Origin of the sequence: Micromonospora sp. NPDC049257 (genome assembly GCF_040678915.1) — a bacterium.
Classification (GTDB): Bacteria; Actinomycetota; Actinomycetes; order Mycobacteriales; family Micromonosporaceae; genus Micromonospora; species Micromonospora antibiotica.
The window spans coordinates 95,014-120,908 of record NZ_JBFAQU010000001.1 but is presented as its reverse complement, the minus strand read 5'-3'; the positions used below and the strand labels follow the sequence as shown (position 1 = coordinate 120,908).

Annotated in this window: 18 protein-coding genes and 4 pseudogenes; 3 read left to right on the top strand and 19 right to left on the bottom strand. The window is 68.8% G+C overall.

The features are described from left to right. Nucleotides 1-357: 357 nt before the first annotated feature. Nucleotides 358-792, top strand: a pseudogene (locus AB0K25_RS00465) (ISL3 family transposase); the annotation flags it as partial. A gap of 42 nt (nt 793-834) precedes the next feature. Here the strand turns inward: AB0K25_RS00465 and AB0K25_RS00460 are convergent. The 16 genes and pseudogenes from AB0K25_RS00460 to AB0K25_RS00385 form a co-directional block, all read right to left on the bottom strand. Then, nucleotides 835-1,554, bottom strand: a pseudogene (locus AB0K25_RS00460) (IS6 family transposase). A 179-nt stretch (nt 1,555-1,733) separates the two neighbouring features. Continuing rightward, complete coding sequence (locus AB0K25_RS00455) at nt 1,734-3,329, bottom strand: VCBS repeat-containing protein (protein WP_363817370.1); 1,596 nt, start codon at nt 3,327-3,329, stop codon at nt 1,734-1,736. 159 nt (nt 3,330-3,488) lie between these two features. Then, nucleotides 3,489-3,686 carry a hypothetical protein gene (locus AB0K25_RS00450; RefSeq protein ID WP_363817367.1) on the bottom strand — a complete coding sequence of 66 codons (198 nt, stop codon included), beginning with the start codon at nt 3,684-3,686 and terminating at the stop codon, nt 3,489-3,491. Between the two features lie 536 nt (nt 3,687-4,222). Beyond that, nucleotides 4,223-4,387 (bottom strand): annotated as a pseudogene (locus AB0K25_RS00445) (IS5/IS1182 family transposase); the annotation flags it as partial. Nucleotides 4,388-4,464: 77 nt separating this feature from the next. Continuing rightward, nucleotides 4,465-5,118 (bottom strand): nucleotidyl transferase AbiEii/AbiGii toxin family protein, encoded by a 654-nt coding sequence (locus tag AB0K25_RS00440; protein WP_363817364.1) that lies wholly within the window; start codon nt 5,116-5,118, stop codon nt 4,465-4,467. Nucleotides 5,119-5,120: 2 nt separating this feature from the next. Continuing rightward, the gene (locus AB0K25_RS00435) at nt 5,121-5,474 is read right to left on the bottom strand and encodes a hypothetical protein (protein WP_018808895.1); all 354 of its coding nucleotides are present in this window, start codon (nt 5,472-5,474) and stop codon (nt 5,121-5,123) included. A gap of 312 nt (nt 5,475-5,786) precedes the next feature. After that, on the bottom strand, nt 5,787-7,205 hold the full coding sequence (locus AB0K25_RS00430; RefSeq protein ID WP_363817360.1) for a tyrosine-type recombinase/integrase: 1,419 nt from the start codon (nt 7,203-7,205) through the stop codon (nt 5,787-5,789). A 522-nt stretch (nt 7,206-7,727) separates the two neighbouring features. After that, nucleotides 7,728-8,072: a YnfA family protein gene (locus AB0K25_RS00425; protein WP_328341238.1), complete on the bottom strand. Its 345-nt coding sequence runs from the start codon at nt 8,070-8,072 to the stop codon at nt 7,728-7,730. 34 nt (nt 8,073-8,106) lie between these two features. Beyond that, complete coding sequence (locus tag AB0K25_RS00420; protein WP_363817356.1) at nt 8,107-8,397, bottom strand: hypothetical protein; 291 nt, start codon at nt 8,395-8,397, stop codon at nt 8,107-8,109. Continuing rightward, nucleotides 8,381-8,824 carry a MerR family transcriptional regulator gene (locus tag AB0K25_RS00415; protein WP_328341242.1) on the bottom strand — a complete coding sequence of 148 codons (444 nt, stop codon included), beginning with the start codon at nt 8,822-8,824 and terminating at the stop codon, nt 8,381-8,383. Before AB0K25_RS00415 ends, AB0K25_RS00420 begins: the two co-directional genes overlap by 17 nt. Beyond that, nucleotides 8,821-9,153: a hypothetical protein gene (locus tag AB0K25_RS00410; protein WP_328341244.1), complete on the bottom strand. Its 333-nt coding sequence runs from the start codon at nt 9,151-9,153 to the stop codon at nt 8,821-8,823. The genes AB0K25_RS00415 and AB0K25_RS00410 overlap by 4 nt, the downstream gene beginning before the upstream one ends. Before the next feature lie 146 nt (nt 9,154-9,299). Beyond that, nucleotides 9,300-10,544 carry an MFS transporter gene (locus AB0K25_RS00405; protein WP_363817353.1) on the bottom strand — a complete coding sequence of 415 codons (1,245 nt, stop codon included), beginning with the start codon at nt 10,542-10,544 and terminating at the stop codon, nt 9,300-9,302. Then, nucleotides 10,544-11,161 (bottom strand): annotated as a pseudogene (locus tag AB0K25_RS00400) (flavoprotein); the annotation flags it as partial. The gene AB0K25_RS00405 and the pseudogene AB0K25_RS00400, both read right to left, overlap by 1 nt. A gap of 133 nt (nt 11,162-11,294) precedes the next feature. Further along, nucleotides 11,295-12,062: a glucose 1-dehydrogenase gene (locus AB0K25_RS00395; protein WP_363817350.1), complete on the bottom strand. Its 768-nt coding sequence runs from the start codon at nt 12,060-12,062 to the stop codon at nt 11,295-11,297. Nucleotides 12,063-12,095: 33 nt separating this feature from the next. Continuing rightward, the gene (locus tag AB0K25_RS00390) at nt 12,096-12,638 is read right to left on the bottom strand and encodes a cyclophilin-like fold protein (RefSeq protein WP_363817347.1); all 543 of its coding nucleotides are present in this window, start codon (nt 12,636-12,638) and stop codon (nt 12,096-12,098) included. 31 nt (nt 12,639-12,669) lie between these two features. Continuing rightward, nucleotides 12,670-13,689 carry a zinc-dependent alcohol dehydrogenase family protein gene (locus tag AB0K25_RS00385; protein WP_363817344.1) on the bottom strand — a complete coding sequence of 340 codons (1,020 nt, stop codon included), beginning with the start codon at nt 13,687-13,689 and terminating at the stop codon, nt 12,670-12,672. 148 nt (nt 13,690-13,837) lie between these two features. On the opposite strand from AB0K25_RS00385, the gene AB0K25_RS00380 reads away from it, so the two are divergent. Then, nucleotides 13,838-14,716: a helix-turn-helix transcriptional regulator gene (locus AB0K25_RS00380; protein WP_328341254.1), complete on the top strand. Its 879-nt coding sequence runs from the start codon at nt 13,838-13,840 to the stop codon at nt 14,714-14,716. A 162-nt stretch (nt 14,717-14,878) separates the two neighbouring features. On the opposite strand, the gene AB0K25_RS00375 is transcribed toward AB0K25_RS00380, so the two are convergent. The 3 genes from AB0K25_RS00375 to AB0K25_RS00365 all read right to left on the bottom strand — a co-directional run bounded on the left by AB0K25_RS00375 (nt 14,879) and on the right by AB0K25_RS00365 (nt 18,810). Next, the gene (locus AB0K25_RS00375; protein WP_363817341.1) at nt 14,879-15,271 is read right to left on the bottom strand and encodes a hypothetical protein; all 393 of its coding nucleotides are present in this window, start codon (nt 15,269-15,271) and stop codon (nt 14,879-14,881) included. A gap of 127 nt (nt 15,272-15,398) precedes the next feature. Beyond that, nucleotides 15,399-16,769: a tyrosine-type recombinase/integrase gene (locus AB0K25_RS00370; protein ID WP_363817338.1), complete on the bottom strand. Its 1,371-nt coding sequence runs from the start codon at nt 16,767-16,769 to the stop codon at nt 15,399-15,401. Between the two features lie 571 nt (nt 16,770-17,340). After that, nucleotides 17,341-18,810 (bottom strand): tyrosine-type recombinase/integrase, encoded by a 1,470-nt coding sequence (locus AB0K25_RS00365; protein WP_363818226.1) that lies wholly within the window; start codon nt 18,808-18,810, stop codon nt 17,341-17,343. 620 nt (nt 18,811-19,430) lie between these two features. Between AB0K25_RS00365 and AB0K25_RS00360 the strand changes: the two genes are divergently transcribed. Then, on the top strand, nt 19,431-25,763 hold the full coding sequence (locus AB0K25_RS00360; protein WP_363817335.1) for a carboxypeptidase regulatory-like domain-containing protein: 6,333 nt from the start codon (nt 19,431-19,433) through the stop codon (nt 25,761-25,763). Nucleotides 25,764-25,895: the final 132 nt, after the last annotated feature.

Genomic DNA, 25,895 nt, shown 5'->3' with positions numbered 1-25,895 from the left:
TGATGATCGAGAAAAGGGCTGCCGCGACGCCTCGTTGGAACTGCTTCCCGCCAATGGCGCGAAGACGCACTTGATCAACGGCCACTCTGCCTCCCCCGCTGAGAAGATTGAGCCCACGCTACCGAAAAATAGTCCCGCGGACTGTAGCGAAGACGACCGAAAAGCTTGGACAAACTCGATCATGGAACGCTGGATCAATGCCCGCCGCCACGAACTCCACGACCGGAATCTGATCTCCAACCAGGAGGTTGAGGGACTCTAAAAGAATAACGGCCCTGTCTCATATTCGGTGGTGACGGAGGGTGGTGAAGCGTCGTTGCCTCCCCTGTGGATGATGTCGACAAGGTTGTGCAGGCGGTGTTCTCGGGGTTGTCCCCGCTGATCATCGAGGACGTGGTCGATGAGGGTGAGCGGATCGTGGTGCAGGCCCGGACGCCGCAGGGAATCGCGGTCTGCCCGATGTGCGGGGCCTCGTCGGGACAGGTCCACGGCTATCACTGGCGGACGGTGGCCGACGGGCGTCGGATGGTGGTCCGCGTGCGGGTGCGGCGTCTGGTCTGCCCCACGCGCGGCTGCCGCCACACCTTCCGCGAACAAGTCCCCGGGGTGCTGGAGCGATACCAACGCCGCACGACCCGGCTGTCTCGGCAGGTCAAGGCTGTGGTCAAGGAGTTAGCGGGCCGGGCAGGATCGCGTCTGCTTGTCGACGCCGCGTGAAAGCTGGCGTTGACACTGCTGGCGATACTGGCCATGGGCCTGTCCCGTCACACGGTCCTGCGGGCCCTGTTGCGTTGGCGGGTGGGTGGGCACGTCGAGCCGCGTCAGCGGTGCTGGTCAGATCGCTCGGGCCAGTTCGGTGAACACGGCGGCGACCCGCAGAGCCGGCGGGACGTCGGTGGCGAGTTCGTAGTGTTCGCGTCGGAGGTTCTGTACGAAGGCGTGGCCGGTGACGATCGTCTGGGCGGTGCGGTCGGTGCGTAGCCCGCGCATCGGTTTGAGTCGGTGCTTGAGTTGGCTGTGGTCGGCCTCGATCGGATTGTTGGCGTGTCGTTCGACGTGGTGCCACGCTGACGGGACCAGGTCGTCGAGCACCCTCGGGTAGACCGGGTTCGCGTCGGTGACCACCTCGCTGGGCGTGACCTTCAGCGTGGTCAGCGCCCGGTGGAAGAACCGCCGGGCCGCGGCGGCACCCCGATGCGCCGAGACGAGCACGTCAATGACCTGACCATGCTGGTCCACCGCTCGGTATACGTACCGCCAGACACCGTTGATCTTGACGTAGGTCTCGTCCACGAACCAGCGGTCACCCGGACAGTGGCGGGCGAAGCGGGCGGCGTCGGCCAGTAGCGGGGTGAGCCGCTGCACTCACCGGTAGACGGTGACGTGGTCCGCCTCGACGCCGCGTTCGACCAGCAACTCCTCCACATCCCGGTAGGAGAGGTTGAAACGCAGGTACCAGCGCACCGCCAAGACGATCACCTCAGGCGGGAATCGAAACCCCGTGAACGCTGATGCGGGCGGGGACCAGGACCGGACACGAGACGGCGATCTCACCGGCCAAGCAGACCACAGGGAGCAAGCCGGAGTCGATCATGCATCTACCCAATGCAACAGAGCCAAGGCACCCGCGCCAAGCTAAAACGACTGGTCAGCCGCAACGTCCTCATCGAAAACAAGCCCGATATGTTCATTCTCGCACCGAAAGGGACGTAATCTCCGTAACCGCCCTCTAATCAGATGGCGAAGCCGGAGGCGACGACGCGTTGGTTGGCGCCGTCGTAGACCTTGGCAGCGCCCCAGCCCTGGTTGACGTAGGCGTGTACGTCGCCGTTGGCGTAGATCGAGACGATCTCGTCGCGGTTGTCGGCGCTGATCCGGCCGAATTTGGTCGAGCGGGGGTCGGTGAAGCCGGAGGCGACGACGCGTTGGTTGGCGCCGTCGTAGACCTTGGCAGCGTCCCAGCCCTGGTTGCGGTAGGTGTGTACCTCGCCGTTGCCGTACAGGGCGATGATCTCCGCCCGACCGTCGCCGTCGATGTCGGCGAACTTCGTCCGAGGGGTGTCGGTAAAGCCCGAGGCAACGAGCTTCTGGTTGGCGCCGTCGTAGACCTTGGCAGCGTCCCAGCCCTGGTTGCGGTAGGCGTGCACGTCACCGTTGCTGAAGACGGCGATGATCTCCGCCCGACCGTCGCCATCGACGTCGGCGAACGTCGTCCGCAGCGGGTCGGTAAAGCCCGAGGCGACGAGCTTCTGGTTGGCGCCGTCGTAAACCTGCGGGGCGTCCCAGCCCTGGTTGTGGTAGGCGTGCACGTCACCGTTGCTGAAGACGGCGATGATCTCCGCCCGACCGTCGCCATCGACGTCGGCAAACTTCGTCCGCAGCGGGTCAGTGAAGCCCGAGGCGACCAACCGGTTGTCTGGGCCGTCGTAGACCTTCGGGTCACTCCAGCCCCGGTTACGGTAGGCGTACACGTCACCGTTGGGGCGAATCGCAACGATCTCGTCCTGACCGTCTCCAGTCAGATCCGCGAACTGCACCGTACCGTCATCAGCCGGATCCGAGGCGGGCTCCGAAATCTTGTCATATCGGACGGGCGTGTAGTTGCCGGCGTTGCTGGCCGACCAGGTCCGCTCGATGGTGTCGCTGCTGCCGGTCTGCTCGATGACCACCGGTGCGGTGTGTGCGTTATCGGACCACTTGACGAACAGGGCCACATGGTCCAGATGGGGGTCGCCGACGTGCCTGAGCAGGGCGTCGCCAGTCTTTAGGTCACTACGCGGGATCGGGTGGGATCGGGTGTCCAGATTGCCGGTCCAGAAGGCGCTGCCGCTGCCCCCGAGACCCCAGGCCATGGAGACAAACCCCGAGCAGTCGGTGCGGTAGTCGCCGTACTGGTTCTTGTAGCACCGGTACTGGCTGTACGGGATACCGCCGACGGCCGTCCAACTGCGAGCCCGGGTGAGCGCCTCGGTACGGGTGACGGGCTTGTCCGCGCCGTTGTCGCCGCACGGCGTGGGCGTCGTGGACACGGCCAGGGTCTGTGACGCCCGCGGCAGCAGGCCCGGATATCCGGGTAGCGGCGGGTCACCGGGTACGGCTTCCGCGGTCGGGTTGAGGTATCGGACGTTTCCGCACTCGGAGTAGGGCGCCTTCTTGAGGTTAGCGCCGATGTTCATCGTGGCGCTGGCCTCGCTGTTGTTCGCGACCGGATGGCTGCTGCAGCTGACCTGGGCGCTGGCGGGTGCCGCGCTGGCTGGAGAGGACGCCAGCGTGAGGCCGAGCAGCACCGCGGCAGTGGCGGCGGCTGACAGGGTTCGGCGAATGTACATGCTGGTTTCTCCCCGTGTGAGTGTGATCGATCGAGGCTAATATCGGCGTTCACGCTCATCGGTAAGCAAGTGGACCGGTCGGCTGTCGGAAGTCCGTCCCGGGCCGAGGACGTCCCCGGCTACGCCGGGCGGCGTCGTTACTGCGACACCACGCCATGGTCAGGACGACCGAGCCGCCGCCACGGCGGGCCTCGGTGGCGAGCCGCGGCGCAGGGAGTGGCCGGAGAACGCGGCGCGGACGGGGCTGGTCACCGCGCGCTGCTGCGCCTGCTGGTCGACGATCACGCGGAAGGGGAAGGTGTACTCGCCCGCCGCAGCCGGCGAGGTCGGCGGCCTGCTGGTAGCGATGCTGCACACCGGTGGTGTCCCCAGCCGACTAATCTGGCCGACTACCTGACCCGGGTCTTGGTCGTCATCGAGGACGCTGGCTGCTGACCGGCCCGGGAGGCCGCAGCCGCTTACACGGAAGTCAGGCCCGGTACCTCGAAGGCGCGCCACAGCGACCTTCGGCGCAGCAGTCGTCGCATCTGGTAGCTGATCCGGATGGCGGTGGCCGACCCGGTCGACACCCGGATGACCGTGCCGAGCTGCGGCGCCAGCAGGCCCACCCCGGAGGCGAGAGCCTCGCCGGCTGCTCCGGCCACCTCACCCCGGGTCGCCGCCGCCTTGCGCGGAACGGGCAGGATCCCGGCGCGGAGCAGAGCGGACGCCCTCGCGTCCGAGGAAAGATCAGGGAGTACCTCTGCCGCTATGACGCCGCCCCGGAACCGGCGCCGAGCGCCTGGCGCGAACTGCGCGAGCTGGTCGTGGAGTTCTGGCGCATCGGACTCAAACGCAGCCGGAAGACCTGCGGCAAGGCGATCGCCGTGCCGGCCGCCGCGACCCTGGCCATACACCCGATCGGCGAGGTCGAGAGACCACTGCCGGCCCGGCCGACCATCAGCGATCGCGTCACCACCACGCTCGGCGACCAGCCGGGCCAGTCTGCGGAACTGGGCGGGCTGCAGCCCGGTGAACGGGAAGATCCCCTCCGGGCGAGCCGCACTGATCACCTGCACCCCGACTCGATCCACCACGGACCAGGCACCGAGTTACGAGACGTCCTTTACCGCCACGTCCATGGAACTCGCGGGTGCTACTTCTCGTCGGTGAGCAGCACCTCGCGCCATTGCGCGAAGCGCTCGCGCATCGCGGCGATGTACGGGGGGTCGGCGCCATAGGCGGCGAAGCGGCGGTCTGGATATCTCTGGAGCATCGCGAACAGGTCGGCGAGCACCCTGGGGTCGAAGCCGGCGTCGGCCTGCTCGGCGAGTTCGAGCACCTGCTCTCGGGTGTACCGGCCTGTCTGAATGGCGGCGTCGACGTCGAGGAAGTCCCGCGGCTCGGCGCGGGTGAACAGGGCGGACATCTTGCCGGTGACGACGTCGTCGACGTGTAGGACGGGGCCGATGTCCATCGTCACGGGCGGGCGGGCGCGCCAGTTCGCGGCGAGTTCGACCTTGTACGGTCGATCCGGTGTGGCGGGATCGGTGACGGCGAGCCGGGCGAAGGTCTCGAACCGTTGCGTGATCTCGACCGCATAGCCGTCGGTGCGGTAGGCGTCGACGACGGCGTCCACGGCTACGGCGAAGTCGTCTCGGCGCTCCCATGCGGTGAACAGGTCCACGTCCTCGCTGGGTCGGTCCAGGATCCCGTGGGCTTGTACGGCGTAGCCGCCGGCCAATGCGAAGCCGTACCGGCCAGCCACGCGGAGTCCGATCTCCGCCAGCCGGAGGTGAACCGGATCCACGCTCAGCCGGCCAGCGCCCGGGGTGGCGCGGCCAGCTCGGGGAACCGGGCCTGCCAGAGCGCCCGCAGTCGAGCGGGGAGCCACAGGTCCGGCCAAAGTCGGCGTAGCGTGTCGCCGTCGAGCCACTGGCGTAGGTCGGCCACGGTGGCGGCCTGGTTCAGCACCGTCTGGTACATCACCTGGAGATCTCCGGGGTCGTCCAGGTGATACGTGGCGTCGCCGGACCAGTCGAGACGTCGGTCGAGCGTCACCACGCCGCTGACCGGACCACGCAGGTCGGCCAGACTCGTGGGTACGACGTAGTGCCGCTGGTCCGCGTACCCCGAACCAGCAGGCGCGCCACCTGCCCTCACCATCGCGCCACCTCCTGACCCGATCGTACGGTGGGGCCGGCACGTGCCGGCGCAGACCGGTACGAACGGATGGACGATTTGCCGATGGTGGTCCGATCGTTGCTGCCCGGCGCTGTGTCGGTCCGCCTTGCGGCGGTTGCTCGGTGGGTGCTCGGACGTCGGGGAACTGGCGCTACGGATCAGAAGGTTAGGGGTTCGAGTCCCTTCGGGCGCACAAGATCAAAGAACGCCTGGCCTGCGGAAACGCGGTCGGGCGTTCCTTGTTGATCGTCCCATCTGGACGGTGGGTGTCGCGTGGGTGTCATGTGGGTGCCGTCACTTTCTGTAATCTTGGGCGGGTCGCGCAGGCTTTGACCTGGCCTTTCGCGTTGCCGTCACCTCTGCTTGGCGGGCGGTGCGCTTGTTTTTCGGGCGGGGGTTGGGGCGGTTGCTTCGGCCCCTCTTCCTGATCTTTTCGCGGGTTCGGCGGGCTGCGGCGAGAACCAGCCGGGCGGTGGCCTCGGCGCACTTACGCTGGGCATACGGCAGGACGCTGGTGTAGGTGTCGGCAGTGGTGACGATGCTCGCGTGACCGAGTAGATCTTGCACGGTCTTGAGATCGGCGCCGGCTTCGTGCGCGAGGGACGCCGCGCCGTGGCGGAGGTCGTGAAGCCGGATCGGTGGGAGGTCGGCCCGCTTGACGAGTCGGGTGAAGTGCCGCGTGGCGTACTCGGGGTGCAGCGGCCTGCCGTCGGGGCGGATGAACACGTAGCCGCTGTCGTAGCAGGTCTTGCCTGCCGCCTCGCGGGCGGCCTGTTGCTGACGCTGGCGGCGCAGGTGCTCGCGGAGCACGGCCACGGTGTGCTGGTCGAGAGCGACGGCGCGCGTGCTGGCGGCCGTTTTGGGCTCTCCCTCGATGATCCGGTAGCCGACCACAGTGCGGCTGCGGAAGATGAACAGCACGCCGTGGTCGAGGTCGAGGTCGGTCCAGCGCAGGCCGCATGCCTCGCCGCGGCGGAGACCGCGTAGGGCGATCAGCCACCACAGGGCGAAGAGCCGGTCGGTGGTGACCGCGTCGAGGAACGCGGCGAGGTGGGGCGCGGTCCAGACAGCCACCGACGGCCGTCGACCGGTTGCCCTCCACTCCGCGACGCGGGCCGGTGTCCAGACCTGGGCGTGTGGCTTGCGGTAGGACGGGAGTTCGAGGTGCCGGATCGGGTTGGCGTCGAGGAGGCCCTCCCGGACAGCGAGGTTGAGCGCCGCGCGAAGGGTGGTCCGCAGGTGCTGCAGGCATGAGGGCGACTGTGGCTGGCCGCGCCCGTTCGTGGTCTGTGCGATGTCGTCGAAGCCGCTGCGGATTCGCCGGATGTTGAGCTCGGCCAGGGTGATCCTGCCCATGTGCGGGATGAGGAACTGTTCGACGTCACGGGTGTACTGCGCTTTGGTGGTGTCCTTGATCTTGGTGCGGGTGGACAGCCAGTACCGCATCCACCTTTCCAGGGTCCATCCCTGCGCGGTGCGTTCCTCGCCGGTCTGGGTCAGCCACTCGTCGCGCGCCTGGCAGGCGGCGGCCTTGGAGCGGAAGCCGCCTCGGCGGGCCCGTGCCGGTCTGCCGAACGCGTCGGTCGCGGAGCAGGCGAAGTGCCAGGTGCCGTGTCCGCGTTCCGGCAGGCGGGGGCAGTGCTGCTCCAGCCGCTTTCTTGTGGCCATGTGCCGGCAGCCGCACCGCTTGTAGATCGATCCCGAACCAGCCATGACTTCTCCCTATGCGATAAAGGGAATTTCGTGAGGACTGGTCGCATTTTCTGGCGTTGTGGTGCGAGAACGACGGACCGTGAGTTCCGTCGCACTGGCTTGTTCCATGTCCGACGCGGGCGAGCTTGCCAGAGGACCGATTACCGGGCTTGGCGCCTACCGGTGGTTCTGGCGTGCCGTGTGCCCGGGCGTAATGGTCGGTTCGACATCAAGGCGTCAGATGACGTACGAGGCGTATGCGGTGGTGCCGCGTCGGGGGTGAGCAGGCGTGGGCCGGTGATGACGGAGGCACCGCGCGATGACCGCGCGTCTCACCGAGGTTTTTACCCGCGCTGCCGGTGATCTGCCCGTGCGGGTTCTGCCCTTTCGTTGCAGCGCTGACGACCGCGACTATCGGCCGGTCAACGGTTGGTTGTTCGTCATCCTCGTCGAGGTCGGCCTGGTGACCGCTGGACCCCTGATCCTTACGCGTGGGGTGAGGGATCTTCGGGCTGCTCAACGATCGGTAGAACTCCCTGGCGGTCAGGAGCCGCTCGCGGTCCTTGGGGCGTACATGATGATGGCGACGCCGATCAGGCAGATGCTGGCACCGGTGATGTCCCACCGGTCGGGGCGGAACTTGTCGACGAGCATGCCCCAGGCGAGGGATCCGGCGACGAAGACGCCGCCGTAGGCGGCGAGGATGCGGCCGAAGTTCGGGTCGGGCTGGAAGGTGGCGACGAATCCGTATGCGCCGAGGGCGATGACGCCGGCGGCTATCCACCACAGGCCGCGGTGCTCGCGCCAGCCCTGCCAGACCAGCCACGCCCCGCCGATCTCGAAGAGGGCGGCGACGACGAACAGCAGGATGGAGCGGGTGACGGTCATGCTCGCACCGTAGCGGCCTGCCCGTCGCCGGTGGTCATGCCGGTGACCCGGTCGAGCATCGGCAGCCGTTGCCGCCGGCACAGCCGCCGTGGTGGCAGCGGCGGCTCGCCCACCACCAGGTGCCCGCGGCGAGGGCGGCCAGGGCGATGGCGATGCCGGGCATCCACGCGCCGGCGGCGGCCCATCCGGCGCCGGAGAGGACCCCGGCGGCCAGCAGCAGCGGGATGGCGCAGCACGCCGCGCAGGCCAGCCCGGCCAGGCCCGTGAGGCCAGAGGGCAGCCCTCGGCGGGTGCGGTGATCGGTCCGGTCAACGGTCTTCGGCATCGGGGGCTCCGTGGGCGATGGTGGCGAACGGGATGGGGCAACATGGTTGGCCGGCGCACGTGACGAGGTCGTCGCAGCCGGCGTCGACGGCGGCGCGCAGGGTGCCGGCGATGACCTGTAGGTCGGCGATCTTCGCTTCGACCTCGGTGAGTTTGGCGTGCGCGCGGGTTCGCAGGCGGGTGTCGGGGTGGCGGCTGTGTCGGTGTCGGCCTGTGTCGAGCAGGTCGGCGACCTCGTCGAGGGTGAACCCGAGCCGCTGCGCCGCTTTGATCACCTTCAGCACGGTGATCGCCTCAGGTGGGTAGAGGCGGTGTCCGCCGAGGCTGCGGTGTGGTGCGGCGAGCAGGCCGCGGCGCTCGTAGTAGCGCAGCGTCTGGAGGTTGACCCCGGCCTGGGCGGCGACCTGGCTGCTGCGCAGCCCGCTCATGTCGTTGTCCCGGCGGCGGCCCGCGCGGCGAGCGCGTCGAGGACGTCGACGTGTGCGGCTGGCACCTGCACGTCGAGGCGCAGCGCGTCAGCGTCGCGCGCGACGGTGAAGGAGAAGAACGAGCAGCAGGAACTCTCCCGGCCGGTGAGGTCCCGGACGGTCGCCTCGGCGGCCGGGTCGAGGCGCCACCGCAGTGCCGTCGGCGACAGCCGCTGCTGGTCGTGCAGCGCGGTGGCGAACAGGTCGTCGAACTCGGCCAGCCGCAGCGGCCGCTCCACGGTCGGCAGGGTGCAGACCTCGGGCACCCATGCCTGCTCATCGCTGGTCATGCACCCACGGTAAGCCCGTACCCAGGTACCGGATGCAAGCCCTCCGCGCCGTGGATTCGTCGACAATCGGCCGAACTGGAGGCGACCGGGTGGCGGCTCTGGCGATCTGCACCCTGTGGCAGTTCCGCACGTGCGCGGTGTCCGGCTCAGCGGATGGGAGACGGCGGTGTGGTGGAGGCGCGCACCAGCACGCCGGTGGCGGCGAGGGCGCAGCAGGCGGCGACGACGGTGAGCAGGATCGGGTAGCCGGCGGTGGTGTGCAGGAGTGTGGCGGCGGCCAGCGAGGCGGTGGCTCTGGCGATGGTGACGGGGGCGGCGAGGCGCCCGGCGATGGTGGCGTAGGCGGTGGTGCCGTACCGGTCGGCGAGGAGAGCGGGGGTGGCGAGGTGGGCGATGCCGAAGCCGAGTCCGAAGCCGACCACGGCCACGATCGCACCGGTGCGGGTGCCGGCGAGCAGGGGCATCGCGAGTACGGCGGTGGCTTGGACGGCGAAGACGGCGGCGACGATGGTGGTGACCGGCAGGCGTCGGCGGGCGGCGGTGAGGACGAGTCGGCCGGTGCCGAGCAGACCCGTGGCGGTGGCGGCGAAGGTGGCGGGGTGGCCGCGGCTGACCAGGTAGCCGATGAGGTGCACGGTCATGGTGCTGGTGGCCGCGCCCTGGGCGATGAAGGTCGCGGTGAGGATCCAGAAGCGGGCGTCGCGCATCGCCGCCGCGGCGACCGCCCGCCGTGGGGTGTGTGCGGGCCGGGCCGGGCTGATCGGTGCTGCCGTGGCTGCCGGTTGGGGCCGGCGGATGGTGAGGGCGTGCAGCGGTACGGTCACCGCGCCGTGGATCGCGGCGAGGACGAGCAGGGCTTCGCGCCAGCCGAGGTACGCGCTCAGCAGGCCGGTCAGCGGCATGAAGATGGTGCTGGCGAACCCGGCGACGATGGTGACAGCCAGCAGGTCGGTGGCGCGTCGGTGAGGGGTGAACCAGGAGACGATGACGGCGAAGGCGGGCTCGTAGAGCACCATCGCGCCGGTGATCCCGATGCCGGTCATGACGGCGTAGAGCTGGCCGATGGTCTGGACCTGGGACCAGGCCACGAGCAGGGCCGTCGCGGCGAGCGAGCCGGCGGTCATCAGCGCGCGACCGCCGTGGTGGTCGAGCCACCGTCCGACGGGGATGGCCATGACGGCTCCGGCGAGCACGGAGGCGGTGAGCGCGCCCGTGACGGCGATGGTGGACGCGCCGAGGCTGACGGCCATCGGGTTCAGCAGCACCGCGTAGGCGTAGTAGAGGGTGCCGTAGCCGATGGCCGAGGTGACGGCGAGGGCGGCGACGATGCGCCAGCCGTGGGCGCGGTGCCCGCCGACCACAGGGTCGGCGGGCACCGTCGTGGTGGGCATCAGCTTGCGCAGCAGCCGCCGGTCTGTCCGTCTGCGGTTGGGGTGTCGAGGGCGATCAGGTGCACCGGCGCGGCGAGTAGGCCGCCCGAGATCCCGGTGGCCAACCCTCGGCCCGTCAGCTCGACGGCCGGTGCCGGTGCGCAGCAGTTGTCGGCCGTGGCCGATTCGTCCGGGTTGCTGTTGCAGACCCCGGTCTCGGGCAGGTCGAGTTGGACGTCGCGGGCGGCGTCCCAGTCCCCGGCGAGGGCGGCGACGACGGAGCGGACCTGCTCGTAGCCGGTGGCCATCAGGAAGGTCGGTGCCCGACCGTAGGACTTCATGCCGACGGCGTAGTAGCCGACCTCGGGGTGGGTGAGCTCGTTGACGCCGTGCGGGGGCACGGTGCCGCAGGAGTGCTCGTTGGGGTCGATCAGCGGCGCCAGGGCACGAGTGGCGCCCAGCACCGGGTCAAGGTCCAGACGTAGTTCGGCGGCGATCGAGTGATCCGGGCGGAAGCCGGTTGCCGCGACGATGCGGTCCACGGTGACGGACTCCTCACCTCTGTCGGCGTGGCGCACGACCACACTCACCCGGCCGTCTGCCGGGGTGAGGGCGTGCACGGAGAAGCCGGTGGGCAGCTGCCGTACTAGAACCACGGAGGGCGCTGGCGATGTCCTTCGGATGTCGGTGAGCATCGGGTTGGTGCTGACGTTGCCCGGAACCGATTTCACCACGGCCGGCACCGGATTCGGCTCGTGTGGTGTGTGAGGTCTACTGCGCTGTGTATCCGCCGTCGACGGGCAGCGCGACGCCGACGACGAAGCTGGCGCCGGGGCTGCACAGCCAGAGCACGGTGGAGGCGATCTCATCGGCTCGGCCGAATCGGCCGATGGGCTGGTTGGCCAGCGCTGCGGCGGTGTCGAGTTCACCGCTGGCGATCATGGCGGTCACCATGGGCGTTTCGAACGTGCCGGGGCAGATGGCGTTGATCCGGATCCCGCGCGGCGCGTACTCCAGGGCCGCGCTGCTGGTGAGCCCGAGCACCCCGTGCTTGGACGCGTGGTACGCGGCCCGCCCGGGCAGGCCGACGAGCCCGCCGAGGGAGGAGCAGTTGACGATGGCGCCGCTGCCCTGCTCGCGCATCTGCCCCAGTTCGTGCTTCATGCAGGCCCAGACGCCGCGCAGGTTGACGGCGTTGACGCGGTCGAAGGTGTCGGCGGGTTCGTCGGCGGCGTCGGACGGCGGGGCCTGGATGCCGGCGTTGTTGAAGGCCATGTCGAGCCGGCCGTACGACGCGACGGTCTGGTCGATCAGGGCGGCGACCTGCGCCTCGTCGGACACGTCGCACCGGACGCCGAGGGCCTCGTGCCCGCCCGCCCGCAGTTCGGCGGCGGCGGCCTGCAGGGCCGCGTCGTTGACGTCGGCCATGACGACCGCGGCTCCGGCATGGGCGAACGCCTGCGCGGTGGCCAGCCCCATGCCGGAGCTGGCGCCGGTGACCAGGGCTACCTGGCCGGTGAAGTCGTAGGTGGGGTTCATCGTGTCTCCCGGTAGCGCGCTCGGAGGTGGAGGTCAGGCCGCGAAGGGCTCGACGGTCGCGGTGACGGCGCCGTCGAGGTCGGCGATGCGGCTGGCGGCCTCGCCGTCCAGGCGGCCGATGATCACGATGCCGGGGAAGTACGACTGATCGCCGTAGTAGAGGACGAGGTCGTTGCCGGGTGCGTAGTAGCCGACATCACCGACGTCGGGGTCCGCGCCGTCCGGCTGGCCGTTCAGGGACAGCGGTGTAGGCAGCGGGCCGGTTTTCTCCACTGCGCCGTGGTCGATCATGTTGATGGTCAGCGGCAGCTGGGTGAGCAGGTCACGGCCGGCGGTGCCGTCGAAGATCGTGGCTTGGAAGCGCTGGTCGTTGATGGCGATCTGGATCTTCATCTGTTCTCCCCGGGGCGCGGCTGTGCCGCTCGGTGGTGTTGCGGCCAGGCCGGTGCTGCTGGGCGAGGTCGCGGACGTTTCGCGGCCGGTGTCGCCGGGCTGACCGTTGCCGCCGCAGCCGGCAAGGGTCAGGCCGAGGACCGCCGACAGCGCTGCGCGGGCGGCCGCTCGTGTGGCTGGCATGGCATCTCCCAGTGTCGGGTCCGGAGGCGGGTCAGAGGGTGAGCAGAACCTTCGTGGCGGTGCGCTGGTCCATTGCCTCGTAACCCTCAGCGGCTCGGTCGAGCGGGAGGGTGAGGTCGAAGACCTTGCCCGGGTTGATGGTGCCGTCCCAGATCAGTTGGATCAGTTCGGGCAGGAAACGGCGGACCGGGGCGGGGCCGCCGTGGATGTGCACGCCGGCCATGAACAGCTCGTCGCCGGGGATGGTGACGTCGTGGGACACGCCGACGAAGCCGACGTGGCCGCCGGGGCGGGTGGAGTGGATGGCCTGCATCATGGCCTCCTGGGTGCCGACGGCCTCGATGACGCTGTGCGCGCCCAGGCCACCGGTCAGCTCCTTGACGGCCTCGACGCCGGCGTCGCCGCGTTCGGTGACGATGTCGGTGGCCCCGAACTCCCGCGCGAGGGCCTGCCGGTCGGCGTGGCGGCTGAACGCGATGATGCGCTCCGCGCCGAGCTGCCGGGCGGCCAGGACGCCGAGCAGGCCGACCGCGCCGTCGCCGACGACCGCCACGGTCTTGCCCGGTCCCGCCTCGGCGGCGACAGCCGCGAACCAGCCGGTGCCGAGCACGTCGGAGGCCGCCATCAGCGACGGGATGAGGTCGGGGCCGGGCTGCCCGGGGGCCGCCACGAGCGTCCCGTCGGCGAGGGGGACGCGGGCCAGCTCGGACTGGGTGCCGATGGTGCCCATCAGCACGCGATGCGGGCAGTACGCCTGGTAGCCGGCCCGACAGATCTCACAGGTGTTGTCAGACGCCCAGAAGGAGCCCACGACGAAGTCGCCGACCTTCACGGTGCGAACCTCGGACCCGACCTCCTCGACGACGCCGACGTACTCGTGACCCATCACCTGGTGGTCGACCGGCTCGGCACCCCGGTACGGCCACAGGTCGCTGCCGCAGATGCAGGTCGCGGCCAGGCGGATGACCGCGTCGGTCGGCTCGACGATTGTCGGGTCCGGGCGCTGTTCGACCCGTACGTCCCCGGGCTTGTACATGACGACCTGGCGCATGCTGGTGTGCTCCGTTCGCTTCGGTTCCGGCGGCCTCGCGAGGCCTATGCATTCAGTCAACGTGCCCGCCCGAGCGGGGAGAAGTCCCTGTGAATGGGTGTACTGACAGGGAACCCTTCGCCAGCGGCGTGCGACCTACGCTGGACGCATGGACAACCGTTCGGAGGTGCGCGACTTCCTGACCACGCGCCGGGCCCGGCTGACGCCCGAGCAGGTCGGGCTGCCGCTGACGGGCAGCCGGCGCGTCCCCGGTCTGCGGCGCAGTGAGGTGGCCGCTCTCGCCGGGCTCAGCGTCGAGTACTACGCCCGGCTCGAACGCGGCCAGATCGCCGGCGCGTCGTCCAGCGTCCTGGAGGCACTGGTCCGCGCACTGCACCTCGACGACACCGAACGCGCGCACCTGTTCGACCTCGCCCGCGCCGCCGACGGCATCCCGACCTCCGGGCGGCCCCGCCGCCGCACCGCCACCGCTGGCGCCGCCGGCAGGGCCGCCGCACGCCTGAGCCTGCGGTGGGCGATGGAGGCGATCACCGACGGCGTCGCGTTCGTCCGGGACCCGCAGCAGAACCTGCTCGCCACCAACACGCTCGGCCGCGCCTTCTACTCACCGGTGATCGGCGACGGGGGCCGCCTGCCGAACCTGGCCCGGTTCCAGTTCCTCGACCCGGCCTCGCGCGAGTTCTACCCCGACTGGGACCGCTTCGCCGAGATGTGCGTCGGGGTCATGCGTACCGAGGCGGGCCGCGACCCGCACGACCGCGCTCTGCAGGATCTCGTCGGAGAGCTGTCCACCCGCAGCGAGGACTTCCGCCGGCTCTGGGCCGACCACAACGTACGCACCCACGGCGCCGGCACCAAGCGGTTCCACCACCCGATCGTGGGTGAACTCACGCTCGCCTACGAGGAACTCGCGATCACCGCCGAACCCGGCCTGGTACTGCTCGTCTATACGGCCGAACCCGGGTCGCCGTCCGCGGAACGGCTGCGCCTACTCGCCTCCTGGGCGGCTACGGATCAGCAGGGTTAAAGGTTCGAGTCCCATCGGAGACAAGATCAAGAGAGTGCCGATCTCGGGGTCGAGCTGGCCTCTACGCACCAGCCGCGACGTCGACAAGAAGGGCAACGAGGGCGGTGATGGCTTGAAGAATGGCGAAGGCCAACGCCCATAACGCGATCCGGGCCTCGATCGTCATGCGCCTGCCGGGTGTTTCGGTCGCCACCGGCGAGGCGACACTTCGCGCGGTTGCCTGCGCCGGGTGGATCGCGGCAGGGGAGCGAACGACGGCGGGACCATGTGCAACCGGTACAGCCACGGATCGATCCACTTCGCCGCACCCATGTGGCGAACCCATGCCACCAACTTCTGTCGCTTGTGTCGCTGGCAGCCGACGAGGATCTTGCCGTCCTTCGCGCACGGCTTCCTGGTGGTCTTGGTGATGACGAGACACTTGGCCTCGATCCTGAAGCCGAAGTAGTAGCAGACGTACAAGAAGAGCGCCGCCGACCAGAACAGGATGCAGACGACGTTCTCCCAGAACGTGGGCTGCCCGACGGGCTCCGGACTCGCTGCCAGAAAAAGCACGACAGTGCAATCTACAGTAGGCAATCAACCAGCCTCGGAACGTGATCGCGCTCGTGCGGCCCCGGGTGGCACGCGACGAACGTTGTCCGCCCGTCGGCGCGCAGCCCCGGGCCACACACGAGGGCTGTCAGCGGGGCTCGTGTGCCCGGCCGCTCCGCCGGCGTGCCGAGGAACGGAGCCGGGCGCCTCTCGTTGCCGAGGATGGCTTCCACCGGGGGCGGCAGGCGGGTGCCGTCACCGGTTGCGCCTCGGCCGGGCGCCCTTGCACTGTCGTTGGGTTGTGGGTGAGCTGGCGCCGGATCTCGGCGCCGGACTTGCCGGCGTCGAGGACCAGGCGTGCGGTGGCTTCGGCGGCTTCCCGCTGAGATTCGGGTAGGACGCTGGTGTAGGTGTCGGCGGTCAGGTGGATGCTGGCGTGCCCGAGTTGGTCCTGCACCGCTTTGAGGTCGGCGCCGGCTTCCCGAGCCAGGGTCGCGGCGCCGTGCCGCAGGTCGTGCAGCCGGATCGGCGGCAGCCCTGCCCGGTCAACCAGCAGCCGCATCCGCTGGGTGAGATACCCCGGGTGGATCGGCAGCCCGTCGGGGCCGGTGAACACGTAACCACTGTCGTGCCACACCTTCCCGATCGCGGCCCGCAGGTCGCGCTGCTGGGTTTGCCGCTCGCGGTGCTGACGCAACACCCGCATCGTGTGCTGGTCCAAGGCCACACTCCGGCGGCTTGACGCCGATTTCGGTGGCCCCTCGTGTACGTCGTAGCCGGCGGTGGTGCGCTGCCGCACCACCGACACCTGGCCCGCGTGCAGATCGACCTCGCCCCAGCGCAGGCCGGCGGCCTCACCACGGCGCAGACCCCGCAGGGCGATCAGCCACCACAGGGCGAACAGGCCGTCATCGCGGACGTAGTCCAGGAACGCGGCCAGTTGTGTGGGTGTCCAGACCGCGATGGTGGGCCGCTGCCCGGTGGCCTTCCACTCGGCGACGCGGGCCTCGGTCCACACCTGGGCCTGCGGACGCGGACGCGCGGGCAGTTCCACGTGACGGGCCGGGTTGGTGGTGAGCAGGCCCTCGCGGACCGCGCCGGTCAGCGCCGCCCGCAGCGTCGTGTGGACGTGCTGCAGGGTGCAGGGGCTCTGCAGTTGCCCGGAACGGTTGCGGGTGGCCGCGATCTGACCGAACGCGGCGGTCAGCTGCCGTGCGCTCAGATCACCGAGGATCAGCTGGCCGATGTGCGGGATGAGGAACCGCTCGACGTCGTGGGTGTAGTGCATCCGTGTCGTCGGCCGGATCCGGGTCCTGGTCGACAGCCAGTACCGCAACCAGCGGGTGACGGTCCAGGACCGGCCGGCCTGCTCCTCACGCGACAACGCCAGCAACTCGTCTCGTGCTGTGCGGGCTGCTACTTGTGACGGGTAGCCGCCGCGGCGTATCCGTTCGGCGTGTCCGAGCAGGTTCCGGATGGAGCAGTGGAAGTACCAGCTGCCATGCGTTCGCTCTGGCAACCGTGGACAGGAGTCTCCCCGGCGTCGGCCTGTTGTGATGTTCAGGCATCCGCATCGCTTGCTGATGACACCCTCACCGTTCATGGTCTCTCCCTTGACGTTGATGGGGTTCATCGTGGCGAAACCGCAGGTGGTGAAGGGCGGCTTCGATCTGAAATGCTCGTCATCTGTCGAGTAGGAATGAAATGAGGTGAAACGTGACCGGAGCTCAGTGGCGGTCCGGGACCCTCGGGGTGCCGAATGTTCGGCGAGTTGATGGTGACGTCAGGAGCATGGCCGGGTCCGGTTGTGCGAGGCCGCGTACCGCGAGCGGCGGTGTGGGTGGTGATCGTGGTCGCTCGGTGGGTGCTCGTACGTCGGGGAACTGACCCGGACGTAGCGCTACGGACACGGACCCGACAGGAATCGCGACGTCCGCCAATCCATCGACGCATAGAGATGCTGCCCGTATGCAGGGCCTGGACCTGGGGAAACGCGGCTGGACGCGGATGGATTGGAGGGGTTGCGGTCGGACGAGTTTGGGGTAGAGTGGTATTTGTAGAATTCCGTTCTCCCGGCTTCGGTCTACGGATCAGAAGGTTAGGGGTTCGAGTCCCTTCGGGCGCACAAGATCATGAGGGGTCTGAACTGCCGAAACGGCGGTCAGGCCCCTCTTGCTGTCCGCCCTGTGTGGATGGTGGGTGTCACGTGGGTGCGATGTGGGTGCTACACCTGAAGGTGATTTCTTCTCGCGCTTTGCGGTTCTGGCCTGCGGCTTCGACGCCGTTCCCGGGGCGCTGGGGATCGGAGCACCTGTTTTCGGTCGGTGGGTGGGTCGGTTCTTTCGAGCCTTGTTCTTGATCTTTTTCCGGGTGCGGCGGGCTGCGGCGAGGACGAGGTGGGCGGTGGCGTCGGCGCAGCGACGCTGTACGTCGGGCAGGACGCTGGTGTAGGTGTCGGCGGTGATCACGATGCTGGAGTGGCCGAGCAGATCTTGCAGGGTCTTCAGGTCGGCGCCGGCTTGGTGGGCGAGGGACGCGGCGCCGTGGCGCAGGTCGTGCAGCCGTACCGGGGGCAGTCCGGCGCGTTGGACGAGTTTGCGGAATCGGGTGGTGGCGTAGTTCGGGTTGATCGGCAGGCCGTCGGCGCGGGTGAACACGTACGCGGTGTCGGTCCATGCCTTGCCGTTCTCGGCGGCTGCGGTCTTCTGGTCGAGTTGGTGGCGACGGTGTGCGCGCAGGACCTGGACGGTGCGTTTGTCGAGGGCGATTGCTCGGCGGCCGGCGGGGGTCTTGGGGTCGCCTTCGACGATGGTGTAACCGGCGGTGGTGCGGTTGCGTTCGATGGTGAGGACGCCCTGGTCGAGGTTGACGTCGGTCCACCGCAGTCCGCACATCTCGCCGCGGCGCAGGCCGCGCAGGGCCGTGAGCCACCAGAACGCGAACAGCGAGTCGTCGGTCACGTCGCCGAGGAACTCGGCGAGTTGCTCGGCGGTCCAGACCGCCACCGCCGGCCGGTCACCGGTGCGTTCCCACTGTTCGACACGGGCGTCGGTCCATACTTTCGCGTGGGGTTGCTGGTAGCCGCTGACCTCGATGTGCCGGGCCGGGTTGCAGTCGATCAGCCCTTCGCGGACGGCGAGGTTGAGTGCGGCGCGCAGCGTGGTGCGCAGGTGCTGCATCGCCGAGGCCGACTGTGGTCGGCCCTTGCTGTTGGTCGTGGCGGCGATCTGCGCGAAGGCCGTCCGTAGGAGTGGTGCGTCGAGGTCGGCCAGCTGATAGCGGCCGAGACGGGGGATGAGGGCGGTGTCGACGTCGCGGGTGTAGTGGAATCGGGTGGTGGGTCGGATCTTCGTGCGGGTGTCGAGCCAGTGCCGCAGCCACCGCTCGACGGTCCAGCCGGCGGCGGTGCGGCCAGCAGCAGTGCCTGCCAGCCACTGGTCGCGGGCCCGACGAGCGGCGGCCTGCGACCGGTAGCCACCACGACGGACGCGCTCGCGGCGCCCGAGCAGATTCGTCGCGGAGCAGTGGAAGTACCAGCTGCCATGCCCACGCTCCACCAGGCGGGGACAGGACTGTTCAAGTCGCCGTCGGTGATTGTCTCGGCATCCGCACCGTTTGAAGATCACCCCTGGTTCGCTCATCGTCGCGCTCCCCTCGTCACCGGCGTACGTCATCAGGATGTGGGATATGGACGTGCGATGGCTGGAAGCAGGACTGTCTGCTTCCAGGGCTGCGCCGTTGGTGTCTGAGTTGGGCTGGTCGATCTTCTCGGTATCGGCGCGGGGGCCGCTGCAAACCAGCTCGGTTGTCTGGAGAACCTGATCGACGTTGCGTGATGGGCTCCTGGATTTGACAGTGCAATGCCCGACTTGTGGTCACCTTCGGTAGTTGAGTCTTTACATAGAGCATCCTTTATCTCTAGGGTCGTGTCCACTGTCGGTCGTGGGCACGGGGGTCAGCGGTGGCTGGTTTGGTCTTGCATGCGCGTGCGTCACAGAGACGGTCTCTCTCCCCGCGGCGCTGGTGTGCGGCCGTGGTGGTCTTGGCCACGACCGTCGCAGGGCTTTCGGTCCCCGCCATCGCCGCTGCTGCGGCTGTCACACCACCGAAGGGTTCCTGCGTCGATGAGCAGCCGGACGCGGCCGCGGCCCGACGCATGTTGGTGGTCTGCGGTCGGCGGGTGGAGGACATCTCGGCTCGGACGGAGTGGTCGCAGACGTTCCTGAACGTCGATGGATCGCAGACGTTGGAGCAGGCGATCGAGCCGACCCGGGTGCGTAAGGGCGGGTCGTGGGTGCCCGTCGACACGACGCTGAAGTTGACCTCCCAGGGGGTTGTGCCGCGGGCCACGGTCCTGCCGATGGTCTTCTCCGGCAAGGGCAGGGGTCCGTTCGTGCGGTTGCGTGACGATAGTCGCGAGCTGGGCGTGTCCTGGCCCGGGAAGCTGCCGGCTCCGGTGCTTAGCGGTTCGACGGCGACCTACCGGAACGTGCTTCCGGATGTGGATCTTCAGGTCACCGCTCAGCCTCTCGGCTTCTCGCAGGTGTTGGTCGTCAAGACCCGCGCCGCTGCCGCGAACCCGAAACTAACGACGCTGACGTTCGGCATCGAGACGAAGGGCGTCACGGTCGGCCCGTCCTCCGGTGGCGGGCTCGCCGCGCGGGATAGCAAGGGTGGCATCGTCTTCGCCGCGCCGGCACCCCTGATGTGGGACTCGTCCGAAACCGGGGAACCTGCCGGCGGAGCGCCGGAGAAGGACAAGGGGCAGCCTGCCGTCAGCCCGTCGCGCAAGCCGACAGCGGCCGAGGCTGGTACCGCCGGTGCCAGAGTGGGTGGGCCGGTAGGCCGGGATGAGGTGCCGGGGGCCGCCCGAAGGGCGGTGATGCCGGTAAGGGTCGATGGCGAATCGGTGACGGTGGTTCCGGACAAGGCCATGTTGAGCGACCAGCGGACGAGGTTGCCGATCTACATCGACCCGTCGTGGACCGGTGGGATCGCGAGCAACGCGTGGACCTCGGTGTGGAGCAAGCACAAGTCGAGTTCCTTCTGGCAGAACTCCACGGCGCTGTACAACGGGAAGATCATCGGTTCGGCGGGTGCGGGACGCACCGAGGACTGCTCGGGTTGCGCCGATCACATCATCCGGTCGTTGTTCCGGATGAACACCTCTGCGGTGGCGGGCAAGCACATCTTGAGCGCGCAGTTCCGGGTGGAGCAGCGGTGGTCGTGGACGTGTAGCCCGAAGTCGAACGCGAAGTTGTGGATGACCGGGTCGATCTCGTCGGGCACGACGTGGAACAACCAGCCCACCTGGCACAGCACCTACACGGCGCAGAGCGTGGGTAACCGCAAGTACGGCTCCGCGCACGGTTGTCTCGGGACCGGGACGATCGAGTTCAACGTGACCTCGATGGTGGCGAAGGCGGCGGCGAGCAAGTGGCCGAACCTGACCGTGGGGCTGCGGGCGGTCGACGAGGGCACCAAGGACCAGTGGAAGCGGTTCAACCACGCCTCACCGAAGCTGGCGATCACCTTCAACAGCGATCCGAACGCGCCGGGCGACCGCAAGTCCGACGGCAAGGCCTGCGCCACCGGCGCTTCCCGGCCGTACGTGCTGACCCCCACACCGGTCCTGGCCGCCAAGCACTCCGACCCGGACAGCTCGCAACAGTCGTTGACCACCTACTTCTACTGGTGGCCGGTCGGCGGTACGCGGAACGAGACGAACAAGGTCTCGCAGGCCGCGGGGAACCCGTCCACCGTGTCGAAAGCGATACCTGCGGGCAAGCTGACCGATGGCGCGAGTTACGTGTGGCAGGCCCGAACCTGGGACGGTTCGCACTACGGACCCTGGTCGGGCACGTGTGAGTTCACCGTCGACGCGACAGCGCCGCCTGCGCCCGCGAGCGTCTCGTCGACCAACTACACCAATGATGGAGTGCCGCGCGGTGGTGTCGGCCTCAGCGGCACCTTCAGCGTCGCCGCCCCGGCCACCCGCCCGCACGAGGTGAAGGAGTACGCGTACAGCCTGGACTCCGGAGTGCTGACAGCGGCCAAGACCGTGCCGGCGCGGAGCACGGACTACGGGGCGTCGATCACGCTTGCGCCACTGCACGACGGAATCAACACGCTCTACGTGTGGTCGAAGGACCACGCCACCCGGTTCTCATCCCCGGTGACGTATACCTTCAGCGTCCGTGCCGGCTCTGGCCCGGCCGCGGAGTGGACCTTCGAGGAAACCGGCACCACCGGCACCGATGTCTCGGGTCACGGCAACACCCTGACCCTCGGCACGCCCGCCACCCGGGTCGCGGGTCGCTCCAGCGTCGGCACGGCCCTGTCGCTGCCGGGCACCACCGCGGTGACCAAGACCGGCGCCGTCACCTATCCCCACCCGGACACCGGGGTCTCCACGCCCGCGCGGACGGACTCAAGCTTCACTGTCACGGCCTGGGTGAAGATCAATTCGATCTCGGGCACCGGGGTCCAGACAGTGATGAGTGCCAGCGGATCCCGCATGTCCGCCTATCACCTCGGCTACGCGGGTAGCAACCAACGCTGGCGGTTCGCGATGGCCGCCGCCGACACCGACAACGCCGGTCTGTACAGCGTCTCCTCCGACGTGGCGCCCACGGCGGGCAAGTGGACACACCTCGCCGGCGTGTACGACGCATCGACCAAGAAGCTGACGCTCTACGTCAACGGGGTGGCCCAGACCGCCACCGCGACTCTCTCCGGCGGCTTCAACGCCACCACCGAGGTGGCCATCGGCAAACGCATGTGGAACGGCGGCGCCGACAGCTTCTTCACCGGATCGATCGACGACGCAAGGTTCTACCACTTCATCGAGACGCCTACCAACCTGGCGAAGCTGGCGGTGCCCCTGCAGCCGAAGATCACCTTCCCGAACGGCGGCGACGTCACCCCCGGCGGGAACCTCGCCGTCACGTTCGACGCCGGCGGCGACACGAACGTCACGAAGTTCAAGTACAGCATCGACGGCACCGGCCTGGGCAGCACGGTGAACGCCACCACGGCGGGCGGCACGGCAACCGTCACGATCAACGTCGGCGCCACTACCGGTGCACGACTGGTCTACGCCGTCGCGGTCGACGACGGAAACCGGATCAGCGACATGAACCAGAGTGAGTTCACCGTGACGTCCGCGGCGAGCCTGTCCGGCACTGTGTGGGACCCGAACTTCCTGCCTCAGGCCGGAGCCGTCGTCCAACTCCAGCCCGGTGGACACCAAGCTACCTCCGGCGCCGATGGCAGCTACACCCTGACAGGGTTCACGCCCGGTCTCTATGCGGTCACCGTTACTTTCGGCGGCCGGTGTGGGCTGGCGTTCAACCAGCCCATCGAGATCGACGGCCAAGGGCTGACGCTCGACATCTTCCTCGCCGCGATCAGCGACGACCTCGGTAGCACCTGTACCGAACAGACCACCGCCTTCACCGCCGCCAACAGCGTTCTGGCGCTGACCGGCGACGACGCCGTCGCCACGGTGCAACTGCCCTTCGCCTTCCCGTTCTACGGCGGGGCGTACCGCAGCGCCTGGGTCGACACCAACGGTCTGCTCTCGTTCACCGACCCCGGCGGCTCACACCCGTACAGCGGTGGTGGTCAGCTGCCCGCCCCGGCGGAACCGAACACCGTGGTCGCCCCGTTCTGGGACGACCTGGTGGTCGATGGCTCCGCCAGCGTGCGGACGGCGACCACCGGCACCGGCACCGCACAGCGGTTCATCGTCGAGTGGCGCAACGTGCATCGCAAGGGCGACACCACCCAGCGCCTGTCGTTCGAGGCGATCCTCGCCCCGGACGGCACGGTGACCACCAACTACGACCAACTCGACAACGCCGCCGAGAAGGGTGCCAACGCGATCGTCGGCATCGAGGCGGACGCCGGCGAGGACGGCCTGACGTACTCCGCGAATGAGCCGGCCCTGGCGAACGCCCGGTCGATCACCTTCGTCCGCCCGGACGTCGCTGGCGGGCTGGAGACGCACAACCTCTCCGGAGCGCTGACCGACACTGCGGGCAACCCGGTCGTGGGCGCCACGGTTTCGCTCGACCCGAGCGGCCTGACCGCCACCACGGGCGCGGGCGGGGCGTACAGCTTCACCGGTCTGGTCGCCGACAGCTACACCGTATCGGCCAAGCTCGCCGGCCGGTGTGGCGTCACGGCCCGCAACCAGGTGGAACTCTCGACCGACACCGTCCGTAACCTCCAACTCGGCCCCGACTACGGCGGCATGGGGTACGCATGCGCTACCGGCGCCTCCGGCTTCCAGGCGGCGTCAACCGTGCTCGCCCTGACCGGCGACGACGCGGCGACATCGGTGACGTTGCCCTTCCCGGTGCAGTTCCACGGCCAGTCGTACACCACCGGCCTGGTGCACACCAACGGCCTGGTCAGCTTCGGCGCGGCCTCCGGCCTGCCGGAGACCTGGGCCAACCCGACCATGCCGACGGCGACCGCCCCCAACGCGGTGGTGGCCCCGTTCTGGGACGACTTCGAAGTCGACATCTCCGCGAGCGTGCGCACGCAGACCTTCGGTGCCACCCCGAACCGGTCCTACGTGGTGGAGTGGCGCAACGTCGGATTCCGCCCCACCAAGACGGAGCGGCTGACCTTCGAGGTCATCTTCCACGAGGACGGACGGATCGCCTTCCACTATGGTGCCATGTCGACCCCGACCCAGCAGGGCGCAGGCGCGACCGTCGGCCTGGAGAACGCCTCCGGCACCGTGGCTGCGCTCTACTCCTTCCAGGAAGCGGCGCTGACCGGCAACACCTCGATCACCTACACCCCCGCTCCCTCCGGCACCGTCACTGGCCTGCTCACCACCGCCGTGACCGGCCAACCGGTCGCCGGAGCCACGATCACCATGAACCCCGGCAACCGCAGCACCAACACCGGCGCGGACGGCAGCTACCAGTTCACCGCCGTGCCAGTGGGCGAATACGTGGTCGCCGCCTCGACCGGTGACAACCGCTGCGCCGGCCAGTACGCCAAGGAAACCATCAACCACCCCGGCGGCACCTCCGACGTCGACCTGTCGGTCATGGTCGACGGCGACGAGTTCGGCTACAAGTGCACCACCGGCACACAGACATTCGTCCCCGGCGACGTCACCGAAGGCTGGAGCGGCGACGACACCGTATGGCAGAAGAACCCACCGTTCCCGGTCAAGCTCTACGGCGAGTCATACACCTCGGCCTGGATCAGCGCCAACGGCCTGGTCAGCTTCAAAGACCCGGCGTACTTCGGCTGGATCGGCTCCGCACCGGGCACCATCCCCTCGCCAGCCGCCGAAGGCTCCCCGAACGCCGCCGTCTACGTCCACTGGGACGACTGGGTCGTCGACTCCCAGGCAGCGATCGCCACCAAGATCAGCGGCACCGCCCCCAACCGGCAGTGGATCGTGGAATGGCGCAACGTCCACGCCCACGGCGACACCACCACCCGAACCACCTTCGAAGTCATCTTCACCGAAGGCGGCGACATCACCCTCGCCTACAACGGCATCGACCCCACCAAACCGATCGAGCGAGGCGGCGAGTCCACCGTCGGAATCGAGAACGCCGACGGGTCCATCGGCTTCCAATACCTGCACCGAGAAAACTGGCTGGCCAGCGGCCAAGGCGTGACCTTCAAGCCCAACCCGCCAGGACAGGGCAGCGTCGCCGGGACCGTCACCTGCCAGGGCACCCCCATCGCCGCAGCGACCATCGCGGTGGCCGGCAAGACCGCCACAACCGCAACGGACGGCACCTACCAGGTCGACGCCGTACCCGCCGGAACCTGGGCGGCGATCAGCACCCCGACCAGCGGCACCTGCAAAGGCTCCGACGTGAGACAGGTCGCGGTCGGCACCAGCACCCAGGCGCTCGCCGACTTCACCCTGGCGGCCACTCCCACAGGCGGTGGCTACACGCTCGCCGAACAAGCCGTGCCATACATCCCCGCCAACACCACAGTGCTGCCACTCACCGGAGACGACGCCTACACCCCCGTCACCCTGCCCTTCCCCGTGAACCTCTACGGCCAGACCTACAACACCGGCTGGGTCGACATCAACGGCGTGATCAGCTTCATCGACCCCGGCGAACCCTCACCCGACGCCTGGCCGATCCCCTCACCGGACAGCCCCGAAGAACCCAACGCCGCCCTCTACCCCTTCTGGCACGACTGGGTCGTCGACAGCAACGCCAGCATCCGCACCACCGTCCGCGGCAGCACAGGAAGCCGACAGTTCGTCATCGAATGGCGCAACGTCCACTCCTACGAAGACCCCCTCACCCGAATCACCTTCCAAGCCATCCTCGACGAAACCGGCGGCTACAGCCTCACCTACACCGACAACGACGGCACCTTCCTCGAACGCGGCGGCGCCGCCACCATCGGCATCGAGAACAGCGACGGCACCACCGCCATCCAATACACCTACCGCCAGCCGGTCCTCCGCCCCGGCCTCGGTCTGCGGCTGAGCCCACCCACCCCATGACGGGCCGTTTCCTCAGCGCCGTCGGGGCGGCCGCCACCGGACTGCCAGGAAATGCACATCAGCAGTCGGCGAGCCGAACCAGGCTCGGACCGCAACCTATCTGGGGCCGTGGGTACCCAAGATCCACACTCA